We start from the raw sequence: 21019 nt of genomic DNA on the forward strand, positions 1-21019 counted from the left end.
CGATGGCCGGTTTCCGGAGTCTGGCGAGACAGGTGCGAGACCCGCGGTGCGATCTGGCGCTTCGGCGCTATTCGCTGCGCAAGTGCCTTGAGCGGTTCGCTCCTTACGGGCACAGGGCGACCTGGGACCATTTGTGCTCCCGTGCGGGATTCGGTCCCGAGGACCGCTCCCCCGACCCGGCGCGGCTCGTGGCCGCACTGGAGGAGTTGGAGGAGGCGCGTTCGGTCTGGCTGGCCTACGAGGTGGAGTTCGCCGAGCGACGCAAGAAGGAGAAGCACGACGGGTTGCGCAGGCCGGGCACTGTGGACGACTGGCACCGGCTGACCTGGGGCGGTTTCGGTGTCGCATGGTGCGACGACCCCCGCATCCACCCCGATGAGTCGCTGGCCGAGGTGCTGCGCCGGCTGATCTCCGCGCTGGAGCGCGAGCCGGGCGCGGTGTGCCCGGCGTGCGACGGGGAGCGGCTCGTCTGGAAGTACGAACTGGACCACGAACCCTCGACGGGTCCGGTCTGCACGGAGTGCGGAATCCTGGTCCCGCGGCCCGTACTCACGCCCGAGGCCCTGGCTGACGCCAGGCGCGGACGGTTGCTGGTGTCGGCCTAGAGCGAATGGCGCGCCGGGGTGCGCCGGGGATGCCGCACCCCTTTTTGCCCGGTTGAATCGCCGGGTTGATCTGCCGGCAGCGGCTGGCACCATCGAGGCATGGTGCAGGTGTGTCTGAACGGTCCGCGCGGAGCCGCCGACGGTACGGCGGTGCCGCTCACTCCCGAGACCATGGCGCAGTCGGCGGCCGAAGCCGTCGCGGCGGGCGCCGTGGACATCCACGTCCACCCCAAGACGCCGTGCGGCCAGGACACCTTGTCGCCGCGCGTGCTCGCGGTGACGCTGGAGGCGATCCGGGCACGCGTGTCGGTCCCGGTCGGCGTGACCACCGGTGCCTGGACCGAACGGGACCCGGCGGCCCGGCTCGCCCGCGTCCGGGAGTGGACCGTGCTGCCCGACCACGCCTCGGTGAACTGGCATGAGCCGGGCGCGGAGGAGGTGGCCGCCGCGCTGATCGGCCTGGGGGTCGGCGTGGAGGCCGGTATCTGGTCGGGGACGGACGCGGCCGAGCGGTTCGCGGTGTCCCCGCTCGGGCCGAGAGTGCTGCGTGTTCTGGCGGAGGTGACGGACACGGTGGCGCCGGAGGCTTCGGCGCGCTCCCTTCTCACGACGCTCGGCGCCGCGCACGGCCGCCCTGTGCTGCTGCACGGCGAGGACGGCGGGGCCTGGCCGGTGCTGCGGCTGGCAGGCCGGCTCGGGCTGACGACCCGGATCGGCCTGGAGGACACCCTGCTGCTGCCCGACGGCCAACCAGCCCTGTCCAACGCTCAGTTGGTGGCCGAGGGGCTGGCCCAGTACGGGTGCGCCCAGCGCTCGTCGTAGGGAAGGGCGAGGAGTCCGACGCGTGTCGCGAGGTCGGGATCGCCCTGGGCCCGGAGACGGTCGGGGGCGTGGGCGCCCAGCCAGGACCGGAGTACAGGCAGGGCGGCCTCCTCCCCGTACAGCCACCACCGGAAGGGGCTGTCGTCCCCGAGCAGCTCCGGGAGCCACCAGTCCACGCACTTCATGAGGTGCGCGTCCGCGACCGGGTGCGGTCGCCACCGGTCGAGCAACGGGGTCGCCGATCTGAGGATCGAGGCGCACAACTCGAAGATCTCCTCGATCGCGTACGGCGGCTCGGGCGTCGTGAGGACGTCCTGCCACCATGCGTGCACGAACGTCTCGACGGCGGTGGCCTGCTCCTCGGGCCACGAGCGCCAGTCGACGACGGTGAGGCCGTGGTAGCCGAGGCCGAGCGGCTCCAAAGCCCCCTCGGTCAGCGCTCGTGCGCCCTGCGGCAGCAGGCGTCGCATCGCGGCGTCCTGGTCGTCGAAGTGACCCGACACCTGGAAGGTGTACTGCCGCACCACGTCCACCGGGATCCGGACGTACGGTGTGCGCAGAAACGCGATCTCCTCGGGGAGGTCGCAGAGGCTGCAGGCGGTCTCGCCAGGGCTCGCGAATCCGTTGAAGACCGTGTCGATGTCCGCGAGCGCGGCCTCAAGGGCGGTTGCGTTCATGGGAGTTGATCCCGTCAGTACTCCGGTCGCGACGTCGCCGCCGGCCGAAGATCGCGACGCTACCAGGCGCGGGCGGGCCCACACCACCGGATTCCGGGGCTCCGAGCTGCGCGCTCCTTCGAGGGCGACCCCCGCTCCCCCGCCCGGTGATCCCTACCGGTCCCGCGGCCGTTCCGCCAGCAGGCGCGAGCCCGTCAGCCGGTCCCCGATGACGTCGTCCGGGTTGGACAGGACGCAGGTGTCCAGGGAGAGACAGCCGCAGCCGATGCAGTCGGTGAGGTGGTCGCGGAGGCGGTTCAACTGCTTGATGCGTTCGTCGAGTTCGGAGCGCCAGACCTCGGAGAGGCGGGCCCAGTCCTCGCGGGTGGGGGTGCGCTCCTCGGGGAGCCCGGAAAGGGCCTCACGGATCGTGGCCAGCGGGATGCCGACGCGCTGGGCGGCCCGGACGAACGCGACCCGGCGCAGCGCGTCTCGGGAGTAGCGGCGCTGGTTGCCCGTGGTGCGGCGGCTGCTGATCAGTCCCTTGGACTCGTAGAAGTGCAGGGCGGAGACGGCGGCGCCGCTGCGGGCGGCGAGCTGGCCGACCGTGAGTTCATGGATCTTCTCGGGAAGCTGGGGCACCCCTCGAACCCTACCCAGGCCGTCACTCCCACGGTCCGTTGACAGGGGATCCCCGGCCGACCATGCTAAGCAGTCGCTTAGACACTTTGCGGCAAGGAGGCCGGGACATGGCAGAGCCGAGGATCTTCACGAGCGCCGACGACCTGAAGGCGGCGGTGGGCGAGCAGCTGGGACACACCGACTGGCTGGAGGTCGACCAGAAGCGCATCGACCTGTTCGCGGACGCCACGGGCGACCACCAGTGGATCCACGTCGACCCGGAGAAGGCCGCCGCCGGCCCCTTCGGCACCACCATCGCGCACGGCTATCTCACCCTCTCCCTGCTGCCGCTCTTCGGACCGCAGCTCATCAAGGTCGAGAACGTGAAGATGGGCGTCAACTACGGGACGAACAAGGTGCGTTTCCCCGCACCCGTGCCGGTGGGTTCACGGCTGCGTGCGACCGCGCAGATCACCGGCGTCGACGACGTGGCGGGCGGCGTCCAGGTCACCGTCGCCTTCAGCGTGGAGCGCGAGGGCGGCGACAAGCCGGTGTGCGTGGCCGAGTCGGTCTCCCGCTACTACCTCTGAGCGGCTACTTCGCCGCCCCCACCATCCGCAGCACGAGGTCGGCGTCCAGCGCGCCGACCTCGTCGGGCGTCCAGGGGCCGTCGACGTTGAACCAGCGGGCCACGTCGACGCAGAGCGACATGACGGCGATGGTGGTGCCCCTGACGTCCAGCACGTCGAACTCACCGGAGGCCACGCCCTCCTCGATGATCCCGCGCACCTCGGCGTCGCACTGCCGGCGCAGCGCGAGGATCTCGGCACGGGCGTCGGGGCCGAGCGAGTCCAGTTCGTACTGGACGACCCGGGCGGTGGTACGACCGCCGGCGTGCCAGCGGACGAAGGAGCTCACGGCGTCCGCGAGCCGCTCGGTCGCGGTGCCCTCGCGGCGGGCCGCGACCTGGAGGATCTCCAGCGCCTTCTCGTGGCCGATCCGGCTGATGCGGTGGAGCAGCTCTTCCTTGGTCTTGTAGTGGATGTAGAGCGCGGCGGGACTCATGCCGGCCCGGCCCGCGATGTCGCGGGTCGTGGTCGCGTGGTAGCCGCGCTCGGCGAACGCCTCCACCGCGGCGACGAGCAGCCGCCGCGCCGCGTCGGGCGTGACCTCGCCCCACGCCGACGCCTCGCCGCCAGCTGTCTCCTCCGCCGTGGTCATCGCACGCCCCTCTCCACTGTCCGAGACACCACCATACCGCCGAAGCTGAGCGAGCGCTTAGCCACCCCGCTCAGCCGGGGTCCGGGCCTGGAACGGGTCGGGTCGGGTCGGGTCGGGTCAGAGCTTCTCGAAGGGGTCGTGTTCCGCGAGCAGTTTCTCCAGGCGTGCCTGGTCGACGCGGCTGACGATCTGGCCGGCTTCCTGACGGTCCCGGATCACCTTGGCCAGGGTGAAGGCGGAGGTGACGAGGTACAGGACGGCGATCGCGAGGAACCCGCGCACCCAGGCGTCGGCGTGCAGTCGGTAGATCCCGACGGCCGTGGCGGTCATGGCCACGGCGAAGGATGCGACGGCCTGGCCGTAGAAGGCTGCCGTGTTCTGCTGCTTGACCGGTGTCTCACTCATGGGCCGAGTCTCGATGACCATGCCCCTGCCCACATCCGTCCAGATACTCAGACGGGTACTCAGAAGGCCGAGACGCCCGTCAACGCCCGCCCTATGACCAGCTTCTGGATCTGGCTCGTGCCCTCGTAGAGCGTCATCACGCGGGCGTCGCGCAGCAGCTTGCCCGCCGGGTACTCGTCGATGTAGCCGTAGCCGCCGAAGACCTGCAGGGCGTTGTTCGCGGCACGTACGGCGGCCTCCGAGGCGAAGAGCTTGGCCTTGGAGGACTCGACGGCGAAGGGCAGCCCGCGGTCGATCAGGTCGGCGACCCGCCAGGTCAGCAGGCGGGCCGCGTCCACGTCCACGGCGATGTCGCTGATGAGTTCCTGGACCAGCTGGTGACCCGCGATCGGCTTGCCGAACTGCTCGCGTTCACCGGCGTACCGGACGGCCGCGTCCAGGGCGGCCTGGGCGATGCCGACACAGCCCGCCGCCACCGACATCCGCCCCTTGGCGAGCGCGGACATGGCGACGGAGAAGCCCTTGCCCTCCTCGCCGAGCATCGCGGTGGCGGGCACGCGCACGCCATCGAGGACCAGTTCGGCGGTGGCCTGGCCGCGCAGGCCGAGCTTGCCGTGGACGGTGCGGCGGCTGAGGCCGGGGGTGTCGGTCGGGACGAGGAAGGCGGAGACGCCCTTGTGGCCGGGGGCGTCCGTCGACCGGGCGAACAGCAGGACCACGTCGGCCCAGGTGCCGTTCGTGATGAACATCTTGGTGCCGTCGATGACGTAGTCGTCGCCGTCGCGAACGGCACGGGTGGTGAGGTTGCCCGCGTCGGAGCCGGTGCCCGGTTCGGTCAGGCCGAAGCAGCCGAGGTACTCGCCGGAGGTCAGCCCGGGCAGCCAGCGCCGCTTCTGCTCCTCGTTCCCCCGGGCCGCGATGGTCTTGGCGACCAGGCCGAGCGAGACGGACACGATCCCGCGCACGGAGGAGTCACCGCGCCCGAGCTCCTCGGTGACCAGGCAGTACGCGAGGTGGTCGCCGCCCGAGCCGCCGTACTCCTCGTCGATCGTCAACCCGAGGAAGCCGACCTCGCCGAGCTTCTTGACCAGGGATCGGTCGACCTCCTCGGCACGGTCCCACTCGACGACATGAGGAGCGATCTCACGGTCCACGAAGTCCCTGGCGAGTTGCCGGACGGCGGTCTGCTCCTCGCTGAGCCCCAGGTCGACCACGAGATCACCTCACTTGAGAGCGTGCCATTAAATTAGCACTGCTAGTTTCTGTTCCGCAGCCCTACTATGTGGGCCATGGCCCGACCGCGCAAGCCCCTCCTCAGCACCGACCGGATCGTCGAGACGGCACGCGCGCTCGTGGACGCGGAGGGCTTGGCGGCCCTGTCGACGCGCCGGCTGGCGGCTGAACTCGGCGTCAGCGGTCCGTCGCTCTACAACCACTTCCGCACGAAGGACGAGATCCTGGAGGCGGTCGCCGACTCGGTGAGCACCCAGGTCGACCTGTCGATGTTCGAGGGCGACCGCGACTGGCGGACCGCGCTGCACGACTGGGCCCTCTCCTACCGCGGCGCCCTGCGCGACCATCCGAACATCGTCCCGGTGCTGGCCCAGGGCCCCGGCCGCCGCCCCGCCGGGCTGCGCCTCGCCGACGCGGTCTACGGCGCGATGGTCGACGCGGGCTGGCCGCCGGCGCAGGCGACGTCCATCGGCGCGCTGATGCGGTACTTCATCATGGGCTCGGCGCTCGGGTCCTTCGCGGGCGGTTTCGTGGACGACGCGAGCGCCTACGACCCGGCCGACTATCCCCACCTGGGCCAGGCCCACCTCCTCGCCGAGCGGCAGGAGAAGATCGACGAGCGGGCGTTCGAGACGGGGCTCAGGGCTCTGCTGGACGGGCTGGCGCAGCAGTACGAGCAGGTGCACCGGACGGTGTGACGACACTTCGGCGGTGACCGAACCGTTCGGGGCGCATGCTGATGCCATGACCCGAGACCCGCAGGCGCCGCGGCTGGCCAGGCTCGCCGCCCTGATCGCCGACGAGACCCGGGCCACCTGTCTGCTGGCGCTGCTGGACGGCCGGGCCTGGACGGCGGGTGAGCTGGCCCGCCACGCGGGAGTCGCCGCGTCGACGCTGAGCGAGCACCTGGGCAGGCTGGTCGCGGGCGGACTCCTGACGGAGGAGCGACAGGGCCGTCACCGTTATGTGCGTCTGACCGACGCGAGGGTGGCCCACCTGATCGAGGACCTGGCGGCACAGGTCGCCCCGGACGCCGCCCGGCGCCCGCGAAATCTGAGGGAGTCGAGCGCCGGCTCGGCGATGGCCAGGGGTCGCACCTGCTACGACCACTTGGCGGGCCGCCTGGGAATCACCGTGACCGATGCCCTGACAGAACGTCGACTCCTGCGACAGGACACGGGGTTCGCCCTTACGGATGCGGGTCTCGCCTGGTTCGCGGCCATCGGCATCTCCCTCGACCACCGGACCCGCCGCCCCCTGGCCCGAGCCTGCCTCGACTGGACGGAACGCCGCCCGCACCTGGCGGGGGTCGCGGGAGCGGCACTGTGCCGACACGCCTTCGCCGAAGGCTGGTGCGTACGGATCGGCTCGGAGCGGGCGGTGAAGGTGACGGGGGTGGGCGAGCAGTCCCTTGCCGAGTTGTTGGGCATTGACGCGAAGGCCCTGCGTTAGCAGCTCCGTCCGAAATCCGCGAGCCCCCGGCCCGTCCCCTCCCTAGTCTCAGGAACGTGATGAACTCCCTTCGTCGTACCGAACTCCTGGCCACCGGCGCAGCCACCGTCACCGTCGTCCTCTGGGCCTCCGCCTTCGTCTCCATCCGCAGCGCGGGCGCCGCGTACTCTCCGGGCGCGCTGGCCCTGGGACGGCTTCTCTCCGGCGCGCTGGCCCTGGGCGCGATGTGCCTCATACGGCGGGAGGGATGGCCACCGCGCCCGGCCTGGCGCGGTATCGCGGTCTCCGGCGTGCTCTGGTTCGGCTTCTACATGATCGTCCTGAACTGGGGTGAGCAGCAGGTGGACGCGGGCACCGCCGCCCTGGTCGTGAACATCGGCCCGATCCTGATCGCCCTGCTCGGTGCCCGCCTGCTCAAGGACGCGATGCCGCCCCGGCTGCTGGCGGGCATGGCGGTGTCCTTCGCGGGCGCGGTCACCGTGGGCCTGTCGATGTCGGGCGAGGGCGGCTCCTCGGTGCTGGGGGTGGTGCTGTGCCTGCTGGCCGCGGTCGCCTACGCCGGCGGAGTCGTCGCCCAGAAGCCCGCGCTCAACTCGGCGAGCCCCTTGCAGGCGACCACGTTCGGATGCCTGGTGGGCGCGGTGGTCTGCCTCCCGTTCGCCGGCCGACTGGTGTCGGACGCTGCCGACGCCCCGGCCTCGGCGACGCTCAACATGGTCTACCTGGGCGTCTTCCCGACCGCCCTGGCGTTCACCACCTGGGCCTACGCCCTCGCCCGTACGACCGCCAGCCGCATGGGCGCGACCACCTACGCGGTTCCCGCCCTGGTCGTCCTGATGTCCTGGCTGGCCCTGGGCGAGGTTCCGGGCCTGTTCACGCTCGCGGGAGGGGTGCTGTGCCTCGCGGGTGTGGCGGTGTCCCGTTCCCGCGCGCGAGGCACGGCCGCGGCGCCGGAGACACCCTCGGAGCCGCGGCCCGAGAAGGCCTCGGACGCCGCGTGAACGAGCCCTGCCCGCAGGCGCCTTGAGGCAGAAGCGACCGGCGGCGAGGTCGCCCGGAGCACCTGGGGCGGGGCTCCGGGCAACCCGCCGCTCAGAACACCACCAGCGCCCTGCCGCCCTTGCCCGCCAGCATGTTGTCGAAGGCCGCCGGGATCCCGTCCAGCGCGATCCGTTCCGTGACCAGCGACCCCAGGTCCAGCCGGCCGGCCCGCACGTGCTCGGCGAGCACCGGCAGGTCCTCGGCCGGGTTCGAGTTGCCGTAGACGCAGCCCGCGAGGGTGCGGCCCCAGTGGAAGATCTCCAGGGCGTTGAAGGTGACCTGCTGGTCCTTGCCGCCGATGCCGACGACGGTCGTACGGCCGCCGCGGCGGGTGGAGTCCCAGGCGGTGCGGATGGTCGAGGCGCGGCCGACGCACTCGACGGCGACGTCGACGCCCTGCCTGCCGGTGAGTCCCCGGATCTCGCGGGCGGTGTCGTCGGAGGCGACGACGTACTCGGTGGCTCCCGCCGCGCGCGCCAACTCCTCCTTCGCCGGGGAGACATCGACCGCGACGATCTTCGACGCCCCCGCGATCCGGGCCGCCTGGATCGCGGCGAGGCCCACTCCCCCGACGCCGTACACGGCGACCGTCTCACCTCGCCGGACCCGCGCCGAGTGGTGGACGGCGCCGTAGCCGGTGAGGACGGCGCAGCCCAGCAGGGCCGCGTCGGTGAGGGGGATGCCGTCGGGGAGGGGCAGCAGGCAGGACTGCGATACGACCGTCTCCTCGGCGAACGCGGCGACGTTCAGGCCGGGATGGAGGTCGGTGCCGTCCGCGGTGCGGGCGTAGACGTCGGCGGCGCCGCGGAGCGCGTTGGCGCACAGCCACACCTCGCCGAGCGAACAGGCGTGGCAACTGCCGCAGGAGGGCGCCCAGTTGAGGACGACTCCGTCGCCGGGCACCACCCCGGTGACGCCCTCCCCCACGGCGACGACCGTGCCCGCGCCCTCGTGGCCGAGGACGGCCGGGACGGGGACGCGCATGGTGCCGTTGGACAGGGACAGGTCGGAGTGGCAGACCCCGGCGGCAGCGAGCCGGACGCGGACCTGGCCGGGGCCGGGGTCCGGGAGGTCGATGTCGGTGACCTCCAGCGGGGCGCCCACGGCGGGAAGGACGGCGGCACGAACCATGGGACGGCTCCTCAGAACTGCAGGGACTTGGTCTGGAGGTACTCGGCGAGGCCGTGCGAGCCGAGTTCGCGGCCCACGCCGGACTGCTTGTAACCGCCGAAGGGGGCAAGGGGGTTGAAGCGGCCGCCGTTGATGTCGACCTGCCCGGTGTCCATCCGGCGGGCGAAGGCCACCGCCTCGGCCTCCTCACCGGCCCAGACGGCGCCCGCGAGGCCGTAGACCGTTCCGTTGGCGATGCGCAGGGCGTCCTCCTCGTCCTCGTAGCGCAGGACGGACAGGACCGGGCCGAAGATCTCCTCCTGGGCGATCGTCATGTCGGGTGTCACATCGGCGAAGACCGTCGGGGCGACGAAGTAGCCCTGCTCGCGCGGGGATTCGGGGCCGCCGGCGACCAGCCGGGCTCCCTCGGCCACGCCCTTCTCGATGTAACCGCGCACCCTCACTTGCTGCTTGGCGTTGACGACCGGCCCGATGCGCTCGCCGTACTTCGCGGCGGCGGAGGCGGCGAGTTCGACGGCCTCGTCGTACTGCTCACGGTGGACGAGCATCCGGGTCCAGGCGCTGCATGTCTGGCCGGAGTTGGACATCACGTTGGCGACGCCGACGTTGACCGCCTTGGCGAGGTCGGCGCTCGGCAGGATGACGTTGGCGGACTTGCCGCCGAGCTCCAGGGCGACCTTCTTCAGCGCGGCACCCGCGGTCGCGCCGATCCGCCGTCCGACCGCGGTGGAGCCGGTGAAGGAGACCAGGTCGACGTCCGGGTGCTCGGCGAGCGCCTGCCCCGCGACCGGGCCGAGACCGGTGACCAGGTTGAAGACACCGGCCGGAACGCCCGCCTCGTGGACCGCCTCGGCGAACAGCTGGGCGACCAGCGGGGTGTCCTCGGCGGGCTTGAGGACGACCGTGCAGCCCGCGGCGAGGGCCGGGGCGACCTTGGCGACGATCTGGTGCAGCGGGTAGTTCCAGGGCGTGATCGCGCCGACCACGCCGATCGGTTCCTGGTGGACCGTGGAGTTGCCCACCTTCTCCTCGAAGGGGTGGGTGGCCGCGAGCTCGGCGTAGGAGGCGGCCACCGCGATGGGCACGGCGGCGTGGACGTTCTGCGAGAACTTCAGGGGCGAGCCGAGTTCGGCGGTGACGGTCTCGGCGATCTCGTCCTTGCGGGCGGCCAGGACGTCCCGGAGGGCGGCCAGGCGGGCGGCCCGTTCGGCGGGGGCGGTCGCGGCCCAGACAGGGAGGGCGGCGCGGGCGGCCCGTACGGCGGTGTCGACGTCCTCGGCGGTGCCGGCCGGGACCCTGCCCACGACCTGTTCGTCGACCGGGTTCACCACCTCGATCACGTCCGGGCCTGCGGCCGGGCGCCACTCGCCGTCGATGTACATACCGTCGTGCGCCTTCATGGTGCGTCCTCCCGGGCTGGGCCGTGTCGTCGTCCGACCCCATAAACTAGCGGCGATAGTTTTTTCGCGCCAGGGCGGGGCCGGACCCTGCAAGGACATCAGAAGTCGGCACGCGTCCGTCGTCCACCCTGGCCACGGCCTTCTGCCCACGGCCTCCTGTGCGAAGGCCTTCTCGTACGGCCGCCCGACCTCCTCGGTCTTCCCGTCGCTCGCGGCGGACCGTACCACCGGGCACAGCGGGATCAGCTCGTACGACCGCTCGGACGCGCCCGGTCGGTGCCGGTGCCGGACCCGCGATCAGGTGTGGGTCGGCCGCCCACCGCGCGTCCGCACCATCAGGGGGCCTCCGCCCCCGCCCCAGTTCCGCGACACCGCCCTGGCGAGTCTCACTCCGCCTCTCACTCGTCCAGATCCGGAAGCCGCGCCGGGGACGGGCAGATCCGTTCGCCGTGCTGGTCGAAGACGAAGAGGTGGGAGATGTCGACGAGGAGGGGGACCTGCATGCCGCGGCGGAGGTCTATGTCCGGAGTGGTGCGGACGACGAGGTCGCCGGGGAGGCGGCCGTCGGACGGGGCGGGCTCGGGTGCGGTGTCCGGCGGGTCCTCCATGACGACCACCGGCCCGGCCCGCAGGGAGCCCGCGCGGTCCCTGATGCGGTCCAGGACCGTGCCCTCGCGGCGGCGGCGCCGGGCCGGCCGCGGGGTGGGGCGCGGGGCCTCCAGGTCGGGGACGAACGCGGGGCTGGAGCCGGTGTTGAAGTGCACGAGCACCTCGTGGCCCTGGAACTCCACATGCTCCACCAGACCGGTGATCGGCATCTCCCCTGGACGTGCGGAGGTGGGCTTGGCGATCCGGATCGCCTCCGAACGCAGGCCGACGATCACCTCGCGGCCCTGCTGGACGCGGAGCAACTGGTGGTCCAGGCAGAGGGGTTCGGGCAGGCGCAGGTACTGCTTGCCGAGGCTGATCGTCATGGCACCGTCCAGCGGGGCCCGGACCAGGCCGCGCAGCAGGTTGATGCGCGGGGTGCCGATGAAGGCGGCGACGAAGACGTTGCGGGGCAGCGCGTACACCGAGCGCGGGGTGCCGACCTGCTGGAGGACTCCGCCGCGCAGGACGGCGACCCGGTCGCCGAGCGACATGGCCTCGGCCTGGTCGTGGGTGACGTAGACCGTGGTGACGCCCAACTGCCGGGTGAGACCGGCTATTTCGGCGCGCAGGTGGTTGCGGAGCTTGGTGTCGAGGTTGGACAGCGGCTCGTCCATGAGGAAGGCGGAGGGGTGGCGGGAGATGGCCCGGCCCATCGCCACCCGCTGGCGTTCGCCGCCGGACAGCTGGCCCGGGTAGCGGTCCAGGAGGTCCTCGATGCCCAGCATGCGGGCGGTGGCGTCCACGCGCGCACGGGGATCCTCGCCCGGGGCCTCGATGCGCAGGGGGAAGCCGATGTTCCCGCGGCTGGTCATGTTGGGGTAGAGGGCGAAGTTCTGGAACACCATCGCCATCCGCCGTTCGCCGGGCAGCAGGTCGTTGGCCAACTCGCCGTCGAGCCTGAGCTGCCCCTCGGTTATCTCCTCCAGCCCGGCGATCATGCGCAGCACGGTGGACTTGCCGCAGCCGGAGGGGCCGAGCAGGACGAGGAACTCGCCGGGCCTGACGTCCAGCGAGAGCCGGTCCACCACCCGGATTCCTCGTGTGTAGGTCTTGCTCACGTCGTGCAGGGAGATGGCGCGTGTCATGACGGTGCCCCCGGGGGCTGAATCAGGCGCTGGTGCTCCGCGGTCGAGAGACCCCGAGCGGTTCGAACGGGGCTGTGAGTCACGGAAGTTAACGGAACGCGCGCGCCCGGGGGAAGGGACTGGGCGGGATCGTTGCACCGGTCCGTCCGGCGAGGAAACGGACGGACGGATTCAACGGGCCGTCGCGCTCTTCGGCGGCCGTGGGTCGCGGATCTTCGTGAGGTGGGCGAAGACGACGACGTTGCTGGTGTACCCGGTGCGCCGGTTGTAGAACCCACCGCAGGTGATCACACGGAGTTCCGGGCGCCGGGCCGGGCCGTAGACCTCCTTGTCGGGGAAGCCCGCCTTGTCGAAGACCTTCACCCGGTCCACCGTGTAGACGGCGGTGCGGCCGTCCGCCCGCCTCGCCTCGATCACCTTGCCGGGCTTCACCTCGGCGAGCGCGGCGAAGACGGCGGGGCCGGTCCTGGTGTCGCGGTGGCCGACGGCGATCGCCGTGCCGGACTCTCCGGGGGTGGGGCCGCCCTGGTACCAGCCCACGAGCTTCGGCTTGTCGACCGGTGGCGTCGCCAGCTCCCTGCCCTTGATGAGTCCGAGAGCCGTGATCGGAGCGTCGATACCCAGCGACGGAACGCGGAACGACGTCGGCCTGGACCGGGGCAGCGGGCGGGGCGGGGGCGTGTGCGCGGGGCGGGCGGAGGGGGTCGGCGCACGGACCGCCGCCGGGTCCGACCCACCGACCGCCTCCGGTTCCGGCCCACCGGCCGCCCCCGCATCCGGAACGGCGGTCGCTTCCGCTTCCGGGCCGGCGGCCGCCACGGTGTCCGGGCCGTCGGGCCCGCCCGACGGCGTCGCCTTGTCGTCCCCCGCGCACCGGACCCCTACCGTCACCAGGACGACGGTGAGCAGGGCCGTCCTGGCGAGGCGGTAGGCGCGGGTCCGGTACCAGGGCCTGCGTCTGCGCCTACGCGGCGCCATTGGGCCGACGGCGGTTCAGCCGGAAGTACGCGACGCCGCCGACCGCCACCAGGCCGACGGCCCCTGCGGCGGTCACCGGCGCGAACGCGGCAGCGGTGTCGACGAGACCGCCGCCGCCCGCGTGCACTCCGCCCTTCGGACCGCTGGGGTCGTTCTGACCCCAGCCCCCGCCGCCGTGCTGCTGCTGGTCCTCGATCCGGTCGCCCGGCCGGCGCTCCGTGTCGCGCTTGCCCTCGTGGCAGTTGACGCGGAAGACCTTCTCCTTGGTGACGCCTGCCACGGTCCAGCTGATCTTGTGCTGCCCCTCCGACACCCCCAGCGGGTCGGTGTGACCGGCGCCCCCTGCGAGCTGGACCATTCCGCCGGTGGTCGCGGCGCTGGGCAGCGGAGGCTGTGGCGTGATGGTGTAGTTGATGCTGGGGAGGGCGTCGAAGTTGACGGCGTCCAGGTAGAACTTGCAGACCCGCGGATCGTCCTTCGAGACGCCGAACGGCACGCCCACGCGGTGGATCCTGATGTCGCCGTTCTCGCCTGCGGCCGACGCGGCCGGCGCCACCACCCACGACGCGCCGGCTGCCGCGAGGGCGGTGAGGACGACGGTGGCACCCGCGTGGACGCGGAAGGTACGTGGGAGTTTCAGGGTGGGCATGCGCGCTCCTCCGATTCAGACGATTTCCATACAAATCGCTCTTTCGGCAGAACTCTCCTTTATGCGCGCAGTGGTCGGCCGCATCGATGCCCGGCGCGCCGTCAGATATCGCTCGTGCGGCGCAATCCCGGGCGCTTCGGCCGCTCCCCAGCGGCCTGTTCGGTCCCTTCGGGCCGCCCCGGCGACCGCAGCGCCACCCCCGACGACAGCAACAGCAACGCCCCGAGCATCACGAACGGCGCCGCCACGCCCACCATTCCGGCGACCAGCCCCGCGGTGGCCGGTGCGGCGACCTGGCCGAGGCGGTTCCCGGTCAGCCGCAGGGCGAGGGCGGTGGAGCGGGCGCCTTCGGGGGCGCCCTGGACGACCGTCGTCATGGACAGCGGCTGACCGACGCCGAGACAGAAGCCCAGCAGGGCGAGCATGACGGCCAGCGCCCACACCGGGACCGGCAGCGCGAGGCCCGCGCACAACAGGGCCGCCAGCAGACACGTCACGGTGAGGAGCAACGCACGCCCCAGCAGCCGTAGCAGAGGGGTGAGCACCAGACGGCAGGCGATGGTGGCGGCCGCGCGCAGGCTCAGCAGGAGTCCGATCACCGAGGGGGCGATGCCCCGGTGCTCGCCGACCACCGGGAGGTACGCGGTGAGGATGTCCGTGGCGGACAGCACGGACAGGCTCACGAAGATGCCTCCGGGTACGCCCCGGGCCCGCAGGATGTGCCGCACGGAGACTCGATTCCCTGCGCCTGCAAGGGAGTTGGCGGCCGTCTCGCGATGCTCGATCCGCCACAGAGAGGTGAGCGCGACCGCCGCCCCCGCTCCCGCTACGAGCAGCGCCAGCGCGCTGGTGCCCGCCCTGTCGGAGCCGCCGATCAGTGCGCCCGCCGCGATCGGGCCGATCAGCTGGCCGAGGGAGGCACCGATGGTGAAGTGGCTGAAGTTGCGGTCCTGTTCGTGCGGGGCGGACTGCCGGGCGACGAGCGACTGGGCGCCGATCACGAAACAGAGGTGCCCGAGGCCCATCACCCCGCTCCAGACCGCCATCGCCCACAGGGAGCCGGCGACACCGCTCAGTGCGCAGCCGCCGGAGATCAGGACCACTCCGGCCGGCAGCAGGGGCGCACAACGCCCGTGGTCCGTACGGCGGCCCAGGGGTACGGCGGCGAAGAGGGGCAGCAGCGCGTACACGCCGGCGATGACACCGACCGCCCGCTCGTCCGCGCCCAGCGCCAGGGCCCGGTAGGACACGGCGGGCCGGGCCATCGACACCGCCCCCTGCGCGAAGCTGAAGGCGATGACGAGACGGAGCAGCCAGCCGCGGTTCCCACCGGGCCTCACGATGATGTTTTCCACCGACTGATCAGATGATTCCGAAGAGGATGCCTGCTCCGAGGATGATCAGGCTGGTGAGCGCAGCCCACTTGACCACGAACTTGGTGTGGTCGCCGAACTCCACCTTGGCCATGCCGACCAGGACGTAGACGGCCGGGACGAGCGGGCTCGACATGTGCAGCGGCTGGCCGACGAGCGAGGCGCGGGCCATCTCCAGCGGGGTGACGCCGTGCGCCGCGCCGGCCTCGGCGAGGACCGGGAGGACACCGAAGTAGAAGCCGTCGTTCGACATGAAGTAGGTGAGCGGGAGGCTCAGGACGCCGGTGACGAGGGCCATGTGCGGGCCCATGCCCTCGGGGATGACGTCGACCATCCAGCGGGCCATGTGGTCGACCATGCCGGTGCCCTGCAGGACGCCGGTGAAGACGGCGGCGGCGAAGACCATGCCGGAGACGTTGAGGACGTTGTCGGCGTGGGCGGCGAGGCGGGCCTTCTGGTCGGGGATGTGCGGGAAGTTCACGGTGAGCGCGAGTGCGGCGCCGATCAGGAACAGCACCGGGATCGGCAGCCACTCCATGATCATGCAGGTGAGCAGGGCGACCGTGAGCAGCGCGTTGAACCAGTACAGCTTGGGGCGCAGGGTGGGGCGGTTCGGGTCCAGGACCTGGAAGCGCCTCAGCTCGTCGGCGGCTTCATCGGCGTCCGCGGCGTCGGAGGCGTCGGTACCGCCGGTTCCCACCGCGCTCTTGCCCGTGCCGGATGTGCCGGACGCACCGGTACCGGTACCGGAGGCAGCCGAACCGGCACCCACCAGGACCGTCTCGGACCCCACGGGCTCCAGGACCTCCTCCAGCGTCAGTGTGCCGAGCCGCTTGCGCTCGCGCATGCCGAGGACGTACGAGAGGACGAAGACGCCCACCAGTCCGACGGCGAGGGCCGGGATCATCGGGACGAAGATGTCGCTGGCGTCGAGCTTCAGCGCGGTGGCGGCGCGGGCCGTGGGGCCGCCCCACGGCAGCGTGTTCATCACGCCGTTGGCCATGGCGGCGACACCGGTCATCACGACCAGGCTCATCTTCAGGCGCTTGTACAGCGGGTACATCGCCGAGACGGTGATCATGAAGGTGGTCGATCCGTCACCGTCGAGGGAGACGACGGCGGCGAGGATCGCCGTGCCGACGACGATCCGCATCGGGTCGGCCTTGGCGAACTTCAGGATGCCGCGGACGACCGGGTCGAAGAGGCCGACGTCGATCATCACACCGAAGTAGACGATCGCGAACATGAGCATCGCCGCGGTGGGGGCGAGGCTGGTGACGCCTTCGATGACGTAGTCACCGAGCTTGGCGCCCTTCCCGACGAAGACGCAGAACAGTGCCGGGATCAGCACGAGCGCCGCGATCGGCGACATCTTCTTCATCATGATCAGGACCAGGAAGGTCGCGATCATGGCGAAGCCGAGGATGGTCAACATGAGTGGATACCTAACGTTCGCCCTTGAACTCCCACCGGAGTCGGCAGTGCGTTGACGTTAGGTCGCGTCAAGTGGCGTTAACAAGACGTTGACGTGCGAGCAATAAGCGCAAAACTGCTGGTCACAGCTTTGCACTGCTCACAGGGCCACGACGGCGGCAAGTTCCACGGGTACGCCGTTGAGGACCGCGTTGCCCGAGAGCGGGTCGAGCAGACTGCCGTCGAGGAGTTGGTTGACGTTGACGCCGGGGTCCTTGGAGGCGTGGCCGAGCCGGCTGCCGGGCCGGTCGTGGCCCCAGCCGTGCGGCAGGCTGACCACGCCGGGGCGTACGACGTCGGTGAGTTCGGCCTCGGTGACCACCTCACCCCCGGCACCCTTGATCCGCACCGGGGCGCCGTCCGCCAGACCCAGCCGCTCGGCGTCCTCGGGGTGGATGTGCAGGGTGCAGCGGTTGGTGCCGCCGGTGAGCGCGGGGACGTTGTGCATCCAGCTGTTGTTGGAGCGAAGGTGCCGGCGGCCGATGAGGACGAGGCCGTCGGCCCGGTGCCGCAACGCCTCACGCAGCCTGGGCAGATCGTCCGCGATCGGCTGCGGCAGCAGTTCGACCCTGCCGCTCCTGGTCTTCAGGGGCTGCGGCAGCCGGGTCCCGAGCGGCCCGAGGTCGATGCCGTGCGGATGCGCGAGCAGCTTCGTCAGGCTCAGGCCGTCCGGTCGTACGCCGAAGCCGTCGCCGTAGGGGCCGAGGCGCAGCATCATGTCGAGCCGCCGCTCGGGGCCGGTGTCGCCGACGAGCAGCCCGGCGAGTTCGCGGGCGTCCCGTCCGTGCACCGGCGAGTGGGCTTCCTTGACCGCCTTGCCGAGGGTCTGGCCGATGACCAGGTCGTCCACGGCGGACGGGTCGGCGCCGTGCATGCCGGTCGCGGCGAGGATCAGCCTGGCGAAGATCTCCGTCTCCGCCATCCGGCCGGGCTCCAGCGGGACGGCGGGGCGGGTGTAGCGGACCTGGTTGCGTACGGCGAGGGTGTTGAACGCGAAGTCGTGGTGCGGGCTCTGGGAGGGCGGGGGCGGCGGCAGCACGACGTGGGCGTGGCGTGAGGTCTCGTTGAGGTACGGGTCCACGCTGACCATGAAGTCGAGCGAGCCGAGCGCCTTGTCGAGCCGGTCGCCGTCGGGGGCGGAGAGCACGGGGTTGGCGGCGACGACGATGAGCGCCCGGACCGGCTCGCCCTCCGCGGTCGCGGTGTCGATCTCCTCGGCCAGCGCGGAGAGCGGCAACTCGCCCTTGGCCTCGGGGTGTTGACTCACCCGGGAGTGCCAGCGCCCGAGGGCGAACCCGTGACCGGGTCCGGCGGGCCGGGGTGTCCGGTCGGTGGCCGCCTGCGGGAAGAGGGCGCCGCCGGGCCGGTCGAGGTTGCCGGTGAGAATGTTGAGGACGTCGACGAGCCAGCTCGCCAGGGTGCCGTGCGGAACGGTGCAGCTGCCGATCCGGCCGTATACGGCGGCCGTTGGGGCGGCGGCGAGTTCACGGGCGAGGGCGCGGGTCACCCCGGCGTCCACGTCGCAGGCGGCGGCGACGGCCTCGGGAGTGAAGTCCCTTACGGCTTCGCGGAGTTCGCCGAGCCCCTGGAGATGCGGGGTCAACTCCCCCGTGTCCACAAGACCTTCCTCGAAGAGCACGTACGTCACGGCGGCGAGAAGCAACGCGTCCGCACCGGGCCGGATGGCGATGTGCCGGTCGGCGAGCTTGGCGGTGCGGGTGCGGCGGGGGTCGATGACGGTGAGGGTGCCGCCGCGGGCCCTGAGCGCCTTGAGCTTGCCCGGGAAGTCGGGGGCGGTGCACAGACTCCCGTTGGATTCCAGGGGGTTGGCGCCGATGAGCAGCAGATGGTCGGTGTGGTCGAGGTCGGGCACCGGGATGGCGTTGGCGTCGCCGTACAGCAGCCCGCTGGACACGTGCTTGGGCATCTGGTCGACGGTGGACGCGGTGAAGATGCTCCGGGTGCCGAGCCCGCCGAGCAGCACGGTCGGGTAGAGGGCACCGGCCATGGTGTGGACGTTGGGATTGCCGAGGACGACCCCGACGGAGTTCGCCCCGTCCCGGTCGACGACCGCCCTGATCCCGGCGGCGACCGCGTCGAAGGCCTCCTCCCAGGTGGCCTCGCACAGCTCGCCGTCGCGTCGAACGAGGGGGGTGCGCAGCCGGTCGGGGTCCCCGTCGAGGGCCCCGAAGGCCGCCCCCTTCGGGCAGATGAACCCCTTGCTGAACACGTCGTCACGGTCCCCGCGGACCCCGGTGACGCGGCTTCCCTCGATGGTGAGGGTCAGCCCGCAGGTGGCCTCGCACAGGGGACAGATTCGCAGGGCGGTGCGGGACACGGGTCCTCCTGGGGGCAGCGGTGCCTGTCCGGGCTTCGGGGTGAGCATACCGACCGGTATGAACGGTGGGGAGGCCTTCTCCACCGAATTCCGCGGAGCGTCAGTCCAGCACCCGCGCCAGATACGCCCGCAGCATCTCCCGCGCCTCCGCGATGATCCGCTCGTCACCGTCCGGCGCCATCCGGAAGGCCAGGTGGACGAGGGTGTCCGCGGTCTCCACGGCGATCAGGAAGGTGCGGCGCAGGTCGTCGTCCGGTTCGCGGGAGAGATAACCGGAGAGGAGCTCGGTGAGCCGGTCGGCGACGCGGTGGTTGGGTTCGGCATGGCGGGCGCCTACGGGGATCTGGTTGCCGAAGTCGACGAGCGAGAAGCCGGGTGCGGTGCGTTTCATGGCGAGGTACTCGTCGAGGACGACGTCCATCACCGTGCGCCAGCCGCCTTCCTCGCCCGACTCCGCGAGGCAATCGGTGACACGGACCGTGAAGCGTTCGAGGTTGCGCTGGGCGAGGGCGTCGACCATCTGCCGCTTGTTGCCGAAGAAGCGGTAGACCGAGCCGATGGGTACGCCGGCGCGCAGCGCGACGGCCCGCGTGCTCAGGGTGTCGTAGCCGACCTCGTCCAGGAGGTCGGCGCAGGCGTCGAGGATTCTGGTCAGCCGTTCGGCGCTGCGCCGCTGCACAGGGGCGCGGCGAAGCGAGGTCGCTTGGGGCACGGGCTTCATGATGCCTTTCCGCCGCGGTCCGGTGAACCCTGCCACCTGGTACGGGGCCGGGAGCCTGGGGCACTCACCGGCAACTGTCGGCACTCGCCGCGGCCTGCGCATCCGCCGCACCACCGCCGGTGCCCGCCGAGGGCGACGACCACCGTCCCCCACAGCCGGGGACCTGGGCCACCCACCGGCCACCCCCGGTACGCGTCACGCTCTACGGCTCCGACACACCGCCGCCCACACCCACCGAGGGCAACGCCCGCCGTCGCCCGCAGCCGCAGACCTGGGCCACCCACCGGCCACCCCCGGCACCCGCAGCCCTCTGCGCTTCCGACGCACCGTCGCCCGCACTCACCCAGGGCGACAACCGCCAACCGCGGGCCTGGGCCACTCACCGGCCACCCCCGGCACCCACCACACCCTGCGCCCGCAACGCATCGCTACCCGCAACCGCCCGCGAACCGTCGCCTGCGCTCGCCGTGTGCCGCGGTTCCGAACCACCGCCACCCGCGCCGGTCGCGGGCCGCGGTTCCGAACCGCCGCCACCCGTACCGGAAGTCAGCTGCGGCTGTGTGCCGCCCGTGCCCGTGCCCGTCGTGGAGCGTGGCTCCGAGGCCGTGACGTCCGCCGTGCTCTCGACCGGGTTGCCGTCCACGGCCCACACGGTGCCGTCGTCGGCGTACAGCCGGGCGGTGACCGTGTGGGTGCCCTGGGGGACGTACGCGGCGGCGAGACGGTAGGCGGGGGTGCGCAGGGTGGTGACGGGGCGGTCGTCGACGAAGAGGACGGCGACGCCATGGCCAGAAACCGCCCTGGACGTCGTGCCGGTGGGCGAGAAGGCGAAGTTCTCGACGGCCAGGCGCACGGACCAGCAGTCGTCCGTGGCCGGCTGCACCTCTATGCCGACCTTAGGGGCGCTCCCCTGGTCCACCTCGCGGTAGTGCCGCCCCTCGTGGTCGGTGTCGCCGAGGACCTTGCCCACCGGCGACACCGACTGGCCTTCCCTCTGCTCCTGCGCCCCACTGGCACCACAACTCACCGATCCGGTCACCAGCAGGACACAGACCGCGAGCACGGCAAGGAGTCCCCGCGTCCACGACATGCCCGGGAGCCTAGAACACGGGTGCGACACCGCAAATCCCCCTGGAGTCTGGTTCCGGTCCTCCTCCCTGAGGA

21 protein-coding genes are annotated in these 21019 nt (G+C 71.7%); 6 read left to right on the forward strand and 15 right to left on the reverse strand.

The window, feature by feature from the left end; translation table 11 throughout:
• Positions 1-2: 2 nt before the first annotated feature.
• Together ACZ48Z_RS02240 and ACZ48Z_RS02245 are read left to right on the forward strand one after the other, a co-directional pair.
• Positions 3-605 carry a hypothetical protein gene (locus ACZ48Z_RS02240; RefSeq protein ID WP_468733877.1) on the forward strand — a complete coding sequence of 201 codons (603 nt, stop codon included), beginning with the start codon at positions 3-5 and terminating at the stop codon, positions 603-605.
• 99 nt (positions 606-704) lie between these two features.
• Positions 705-1427 carry a 3-keto-5-aminohexanoate cleavage protein gene (locus ACZ48Z_RS02245; RefSeq protein WP_468733878.1) on the forward strand — a complete coding sequence of 241 codons (723 nt, stop codon included), beginning with the start codon at positions 705-707 and terminating at the stop codon, positions 1425-1427.
• On the opposite strand, the gene ACZ48Z_RS02250 is transcribed toward ACZ48Z_RS02245, so the two are convergent.
• Positions 1373-2104, reverse strand: a complete 732-nt coding sequence (locus ACZ48Z_RS02250; protein ID WP_468733879.1) for a hypothetical protein — start codon at positions 2102-2104, stop codon at positions 1373-1375. The genes ACZ48Z_RS02245 and ACZ48Z_RS02250 overlap by 55 nt on opposite strands.
• A 153-nt stretch (positions 2105-2257) precedes the next feature.
• Positions 2258-2725: a redox-sensitive transcriptional activator SoxR gene (gene soxR, locus ACZ48Z_RS02255; RefSeq protein WP_468733880.1), complete on the reverse strand. Its 468-nt coding sequence runs from the start codon at positions 2723-2725 to the stop codon at positions 2258-2260.
• Between the two features lie 107 nt (positions 2726-2832).
• Here soxR and ACZ48Z_RS02260 point away from each other — a divergent pair, with 107 nt between their 5' ends.
• Entirely contained in the window at positions 2833-3294 is a 462-nt protein-coding gene (locus tag ACZ48Z_RS02260) for a MaoC family dehydratase (RefSeq protein ID WP_468733881.1), read from the forward strand.
• Between the two features lie 4 nt (positions 3295-3298).
• Here the strand turns inward: ACZ48Z_RS02260 and ACZ48Z_RS02265 are convergent, their stop codons facing one another.
• The 3 genes from ACZ48Z_RS02265 to ACZ48Z_RS02275 form a co-directional block, all read right to left on the reverse strand.
• Positions 3299-3925, reverse strand: coding sequence for a TetR/AcrR family transcriptional regulator (locus ACZ48Z_RS02265; RefSeq protein WP_468733882.1), 627 nt, complete (start codon positions 3923-3925; stop codon positions 3299-3301).
• Between the two features lie 117 nt (positions 3926-4042).
• Positions 4043-4330 (reverse strand): YiaA/YiaB family inner membrane protein, encoded by a 288-nt coding sequence (locus ACZ48Z_RS02270; protein WP_328745900.1) that lies wholly within the window; start codon positions 4328-4330, stop codon positions 4043-4045.
• Positions 4331-4389: 59 nt separating this feature from the next.
• Positions 4390-5544, reverse strand: a complete 1155-nt coding sequence (locus tag ACZ48Z_RS02275; protein WP_468733883.1) for an acyl-CoA dehydrogenase family protein — start codon at positions 5542-5544, stop codon at positions 4390-4392.
• 75 nt (positions 5545-5619) lie between these two features.
• Between ACZ48Z_RS02275 and ACZ48Z_RS02280 the strand changes: the two genes are divergently transcribed.
• Genes ACZ48Z_RS02280 through ACZ48Z_RS02290 form a run of 3 tightly spaced genes read left to right on the forward strand, consistent with a single transcriptional unit; the run spans position 5620 to position 8016 of the window.
• Positions 5620-6261 carry a TetR/AcrR family transcriptional regulator gene (locus ACZ48Z_RS02280; protein ID WP_468733884.1) on the forward strand — a complete coding sequence of 214 codons (642 nt, stop codon included), beginning with the start codon at positions 5620-5622 and terminating at the stop codon, positions 6259-6261.
• A 46-nt stretch (positions 6262-6307) separates the two neighbouring features.
• Positions 6308-7015, forward strand: a complete 708-nt coding sequence (locus tag ACZ48Z_RS02285; protein WP_468733885.1) for an ArsR/SmtB family transcription factor — start codon at positions 6308-6310, stop codon at positions 7013-7015.
• A 59-nt stretch (positions 7016-7074) separates the two neighbouring features.
• A complete protein-coding gene (locus ACZ48Z_RS02290) occupies positions 7075-8016 on the forward strand; it encodes a DMT family transporter (RefSeq protein WP_468733886.1) in 942 nt (313 codons plus the stop codon).
• A gap of 91 nt (positions 8017-8107) precedes the next feature.
• Here the strand turns inward: ACZ48Z_RS02290 and ACZ48Z_RS02295 are convergent, their stop codons facing one another.
• From ACZ48Z_RS02295 to ACZ48Z_RS02340, 10 genes are all read right to left on the reverse strand, one after another.
• On the reverse strand, positions 8108-9187 hold the full coding sequence (locus ACZ48Z_RS02295) for a Zn-dependent alcohol dehydrogenase (RefSeq protein ID WP_468733887.1): 1080 nt from the start codon (positions 9185-9187) through the stop codon (positions 8108-8110).
• Positions 9188-9198: 11 nt separating this feature from the next.
• Positions 9199-10587, reverse strand: coding sequence for an aldehyde dehydrogenase family protein (locus ACZ48Z_RS02300; RefSeq protein ID WP_468733888.1), 1389 nt, complete (start codon positions 10585-10587; stop codon positions 9199-9201).
• Positions 10588-10985: 398 nt separating this feature from the next.
• Positions 10986-12323, reverse strand: a complete 1338-nt coding sequence (locus ACZ48Z_RS02305) for an ABC transporter ATP-binding protein (protein WP_468733889.1) — start codon at positions 12321-12323, stop codon at positions 10986-10988.
• A 171-nt stretch (positions 12324-12494) separates the two neighbouring features.
• Positions 12495-13301 (reverse strand): class F sortase, encoded by an 807-nt coding sequence (locus ACZ48Z_RS02310; RefSeq protein WP_468733890.1) that lies wholly within the window; start codon positions 13299-13301, stop codon positions 12495-12497.
• Positions 13288-13950, reverse strand: coding sequence for a hypothetical protein (locus ACZ48Z_RS02315; RefSeq protein WP_468733891.1), 663 nt, complete (start codon positions 13948-13950; stop codon positions 13288-13290). Before ACZ48Z_RS02315 ends, ACZ48Z_RS02310 begins: the two co-directional genes overlap by 14 nt.
• A gap of 101 nt (positions 13951-14051) precedes the next feature.
• On the reverse strand, positions 14052-15290 hold the full coding sequence (locus ACZ48Z_RS02320) for an MFS transporter (RefSeq protein ID WP_468733996.1): 1239 nt from the start codon (positions 15288-15290) through the stop codon (positions 14052-14054).
• 22 nt (positions 15291-15312) lie between these two features.
• Positions 15313-16758, reverse strand: a complete 1446-nt coding sequence (locus ACZ48Z_RS02325) for a CitMHS family transporter (protein WP_468733892.1) — start codon at positions 16756-16758, stop codon at positions 15313-15315.
• A 138-nt stretch (positions 16759-16896) separates the two neighbouring features.
• A complete protein-coding gene (locus ACZ48Z_RS02330; RefSeq protein ID WP_468733893.1) occupies positions 16897-19134 on the reverse strand; it encodes a molybdopterin oxidoreductase family protein in 2238 nt (745 codons plus the stop codon).
• Positions 19135-19234: 100 nt separating this feature from the next.
• Positions 19235-19855 carry a TetR/AcrR family transcriptional regulator gene (locus tag ACZ48Z_RS02335; RefSeq protein ID WP_468733894.1) on the reverse strand — a complete coding sequence of 207 codons (621 nt, stop codon included), beginning with the start codon at positions 19853-19855 and terminating at the stop codon, positions 19235-19237.
• A gap of 379 nt (positions 19856-20234) precedes the next feature.
• Positions 20235-20945 carry a hypothetical protein gene (locus ACZ48Z_RS02340; protein ID WP_468733895.1) on the reverse strand — a complete coding sequence of 237 codons (711 nt, stop codon included), beginning with the start codon at positions 20943-20945 and terminating at the stop codon, positions 20235-20237.
• Positions 20946-21019: the final 74 nt, after the last annotated feature.

The sequence above is a fragment of the Streptomyces sp. NPDC031225 genome, from assembly GCF_055570355.1.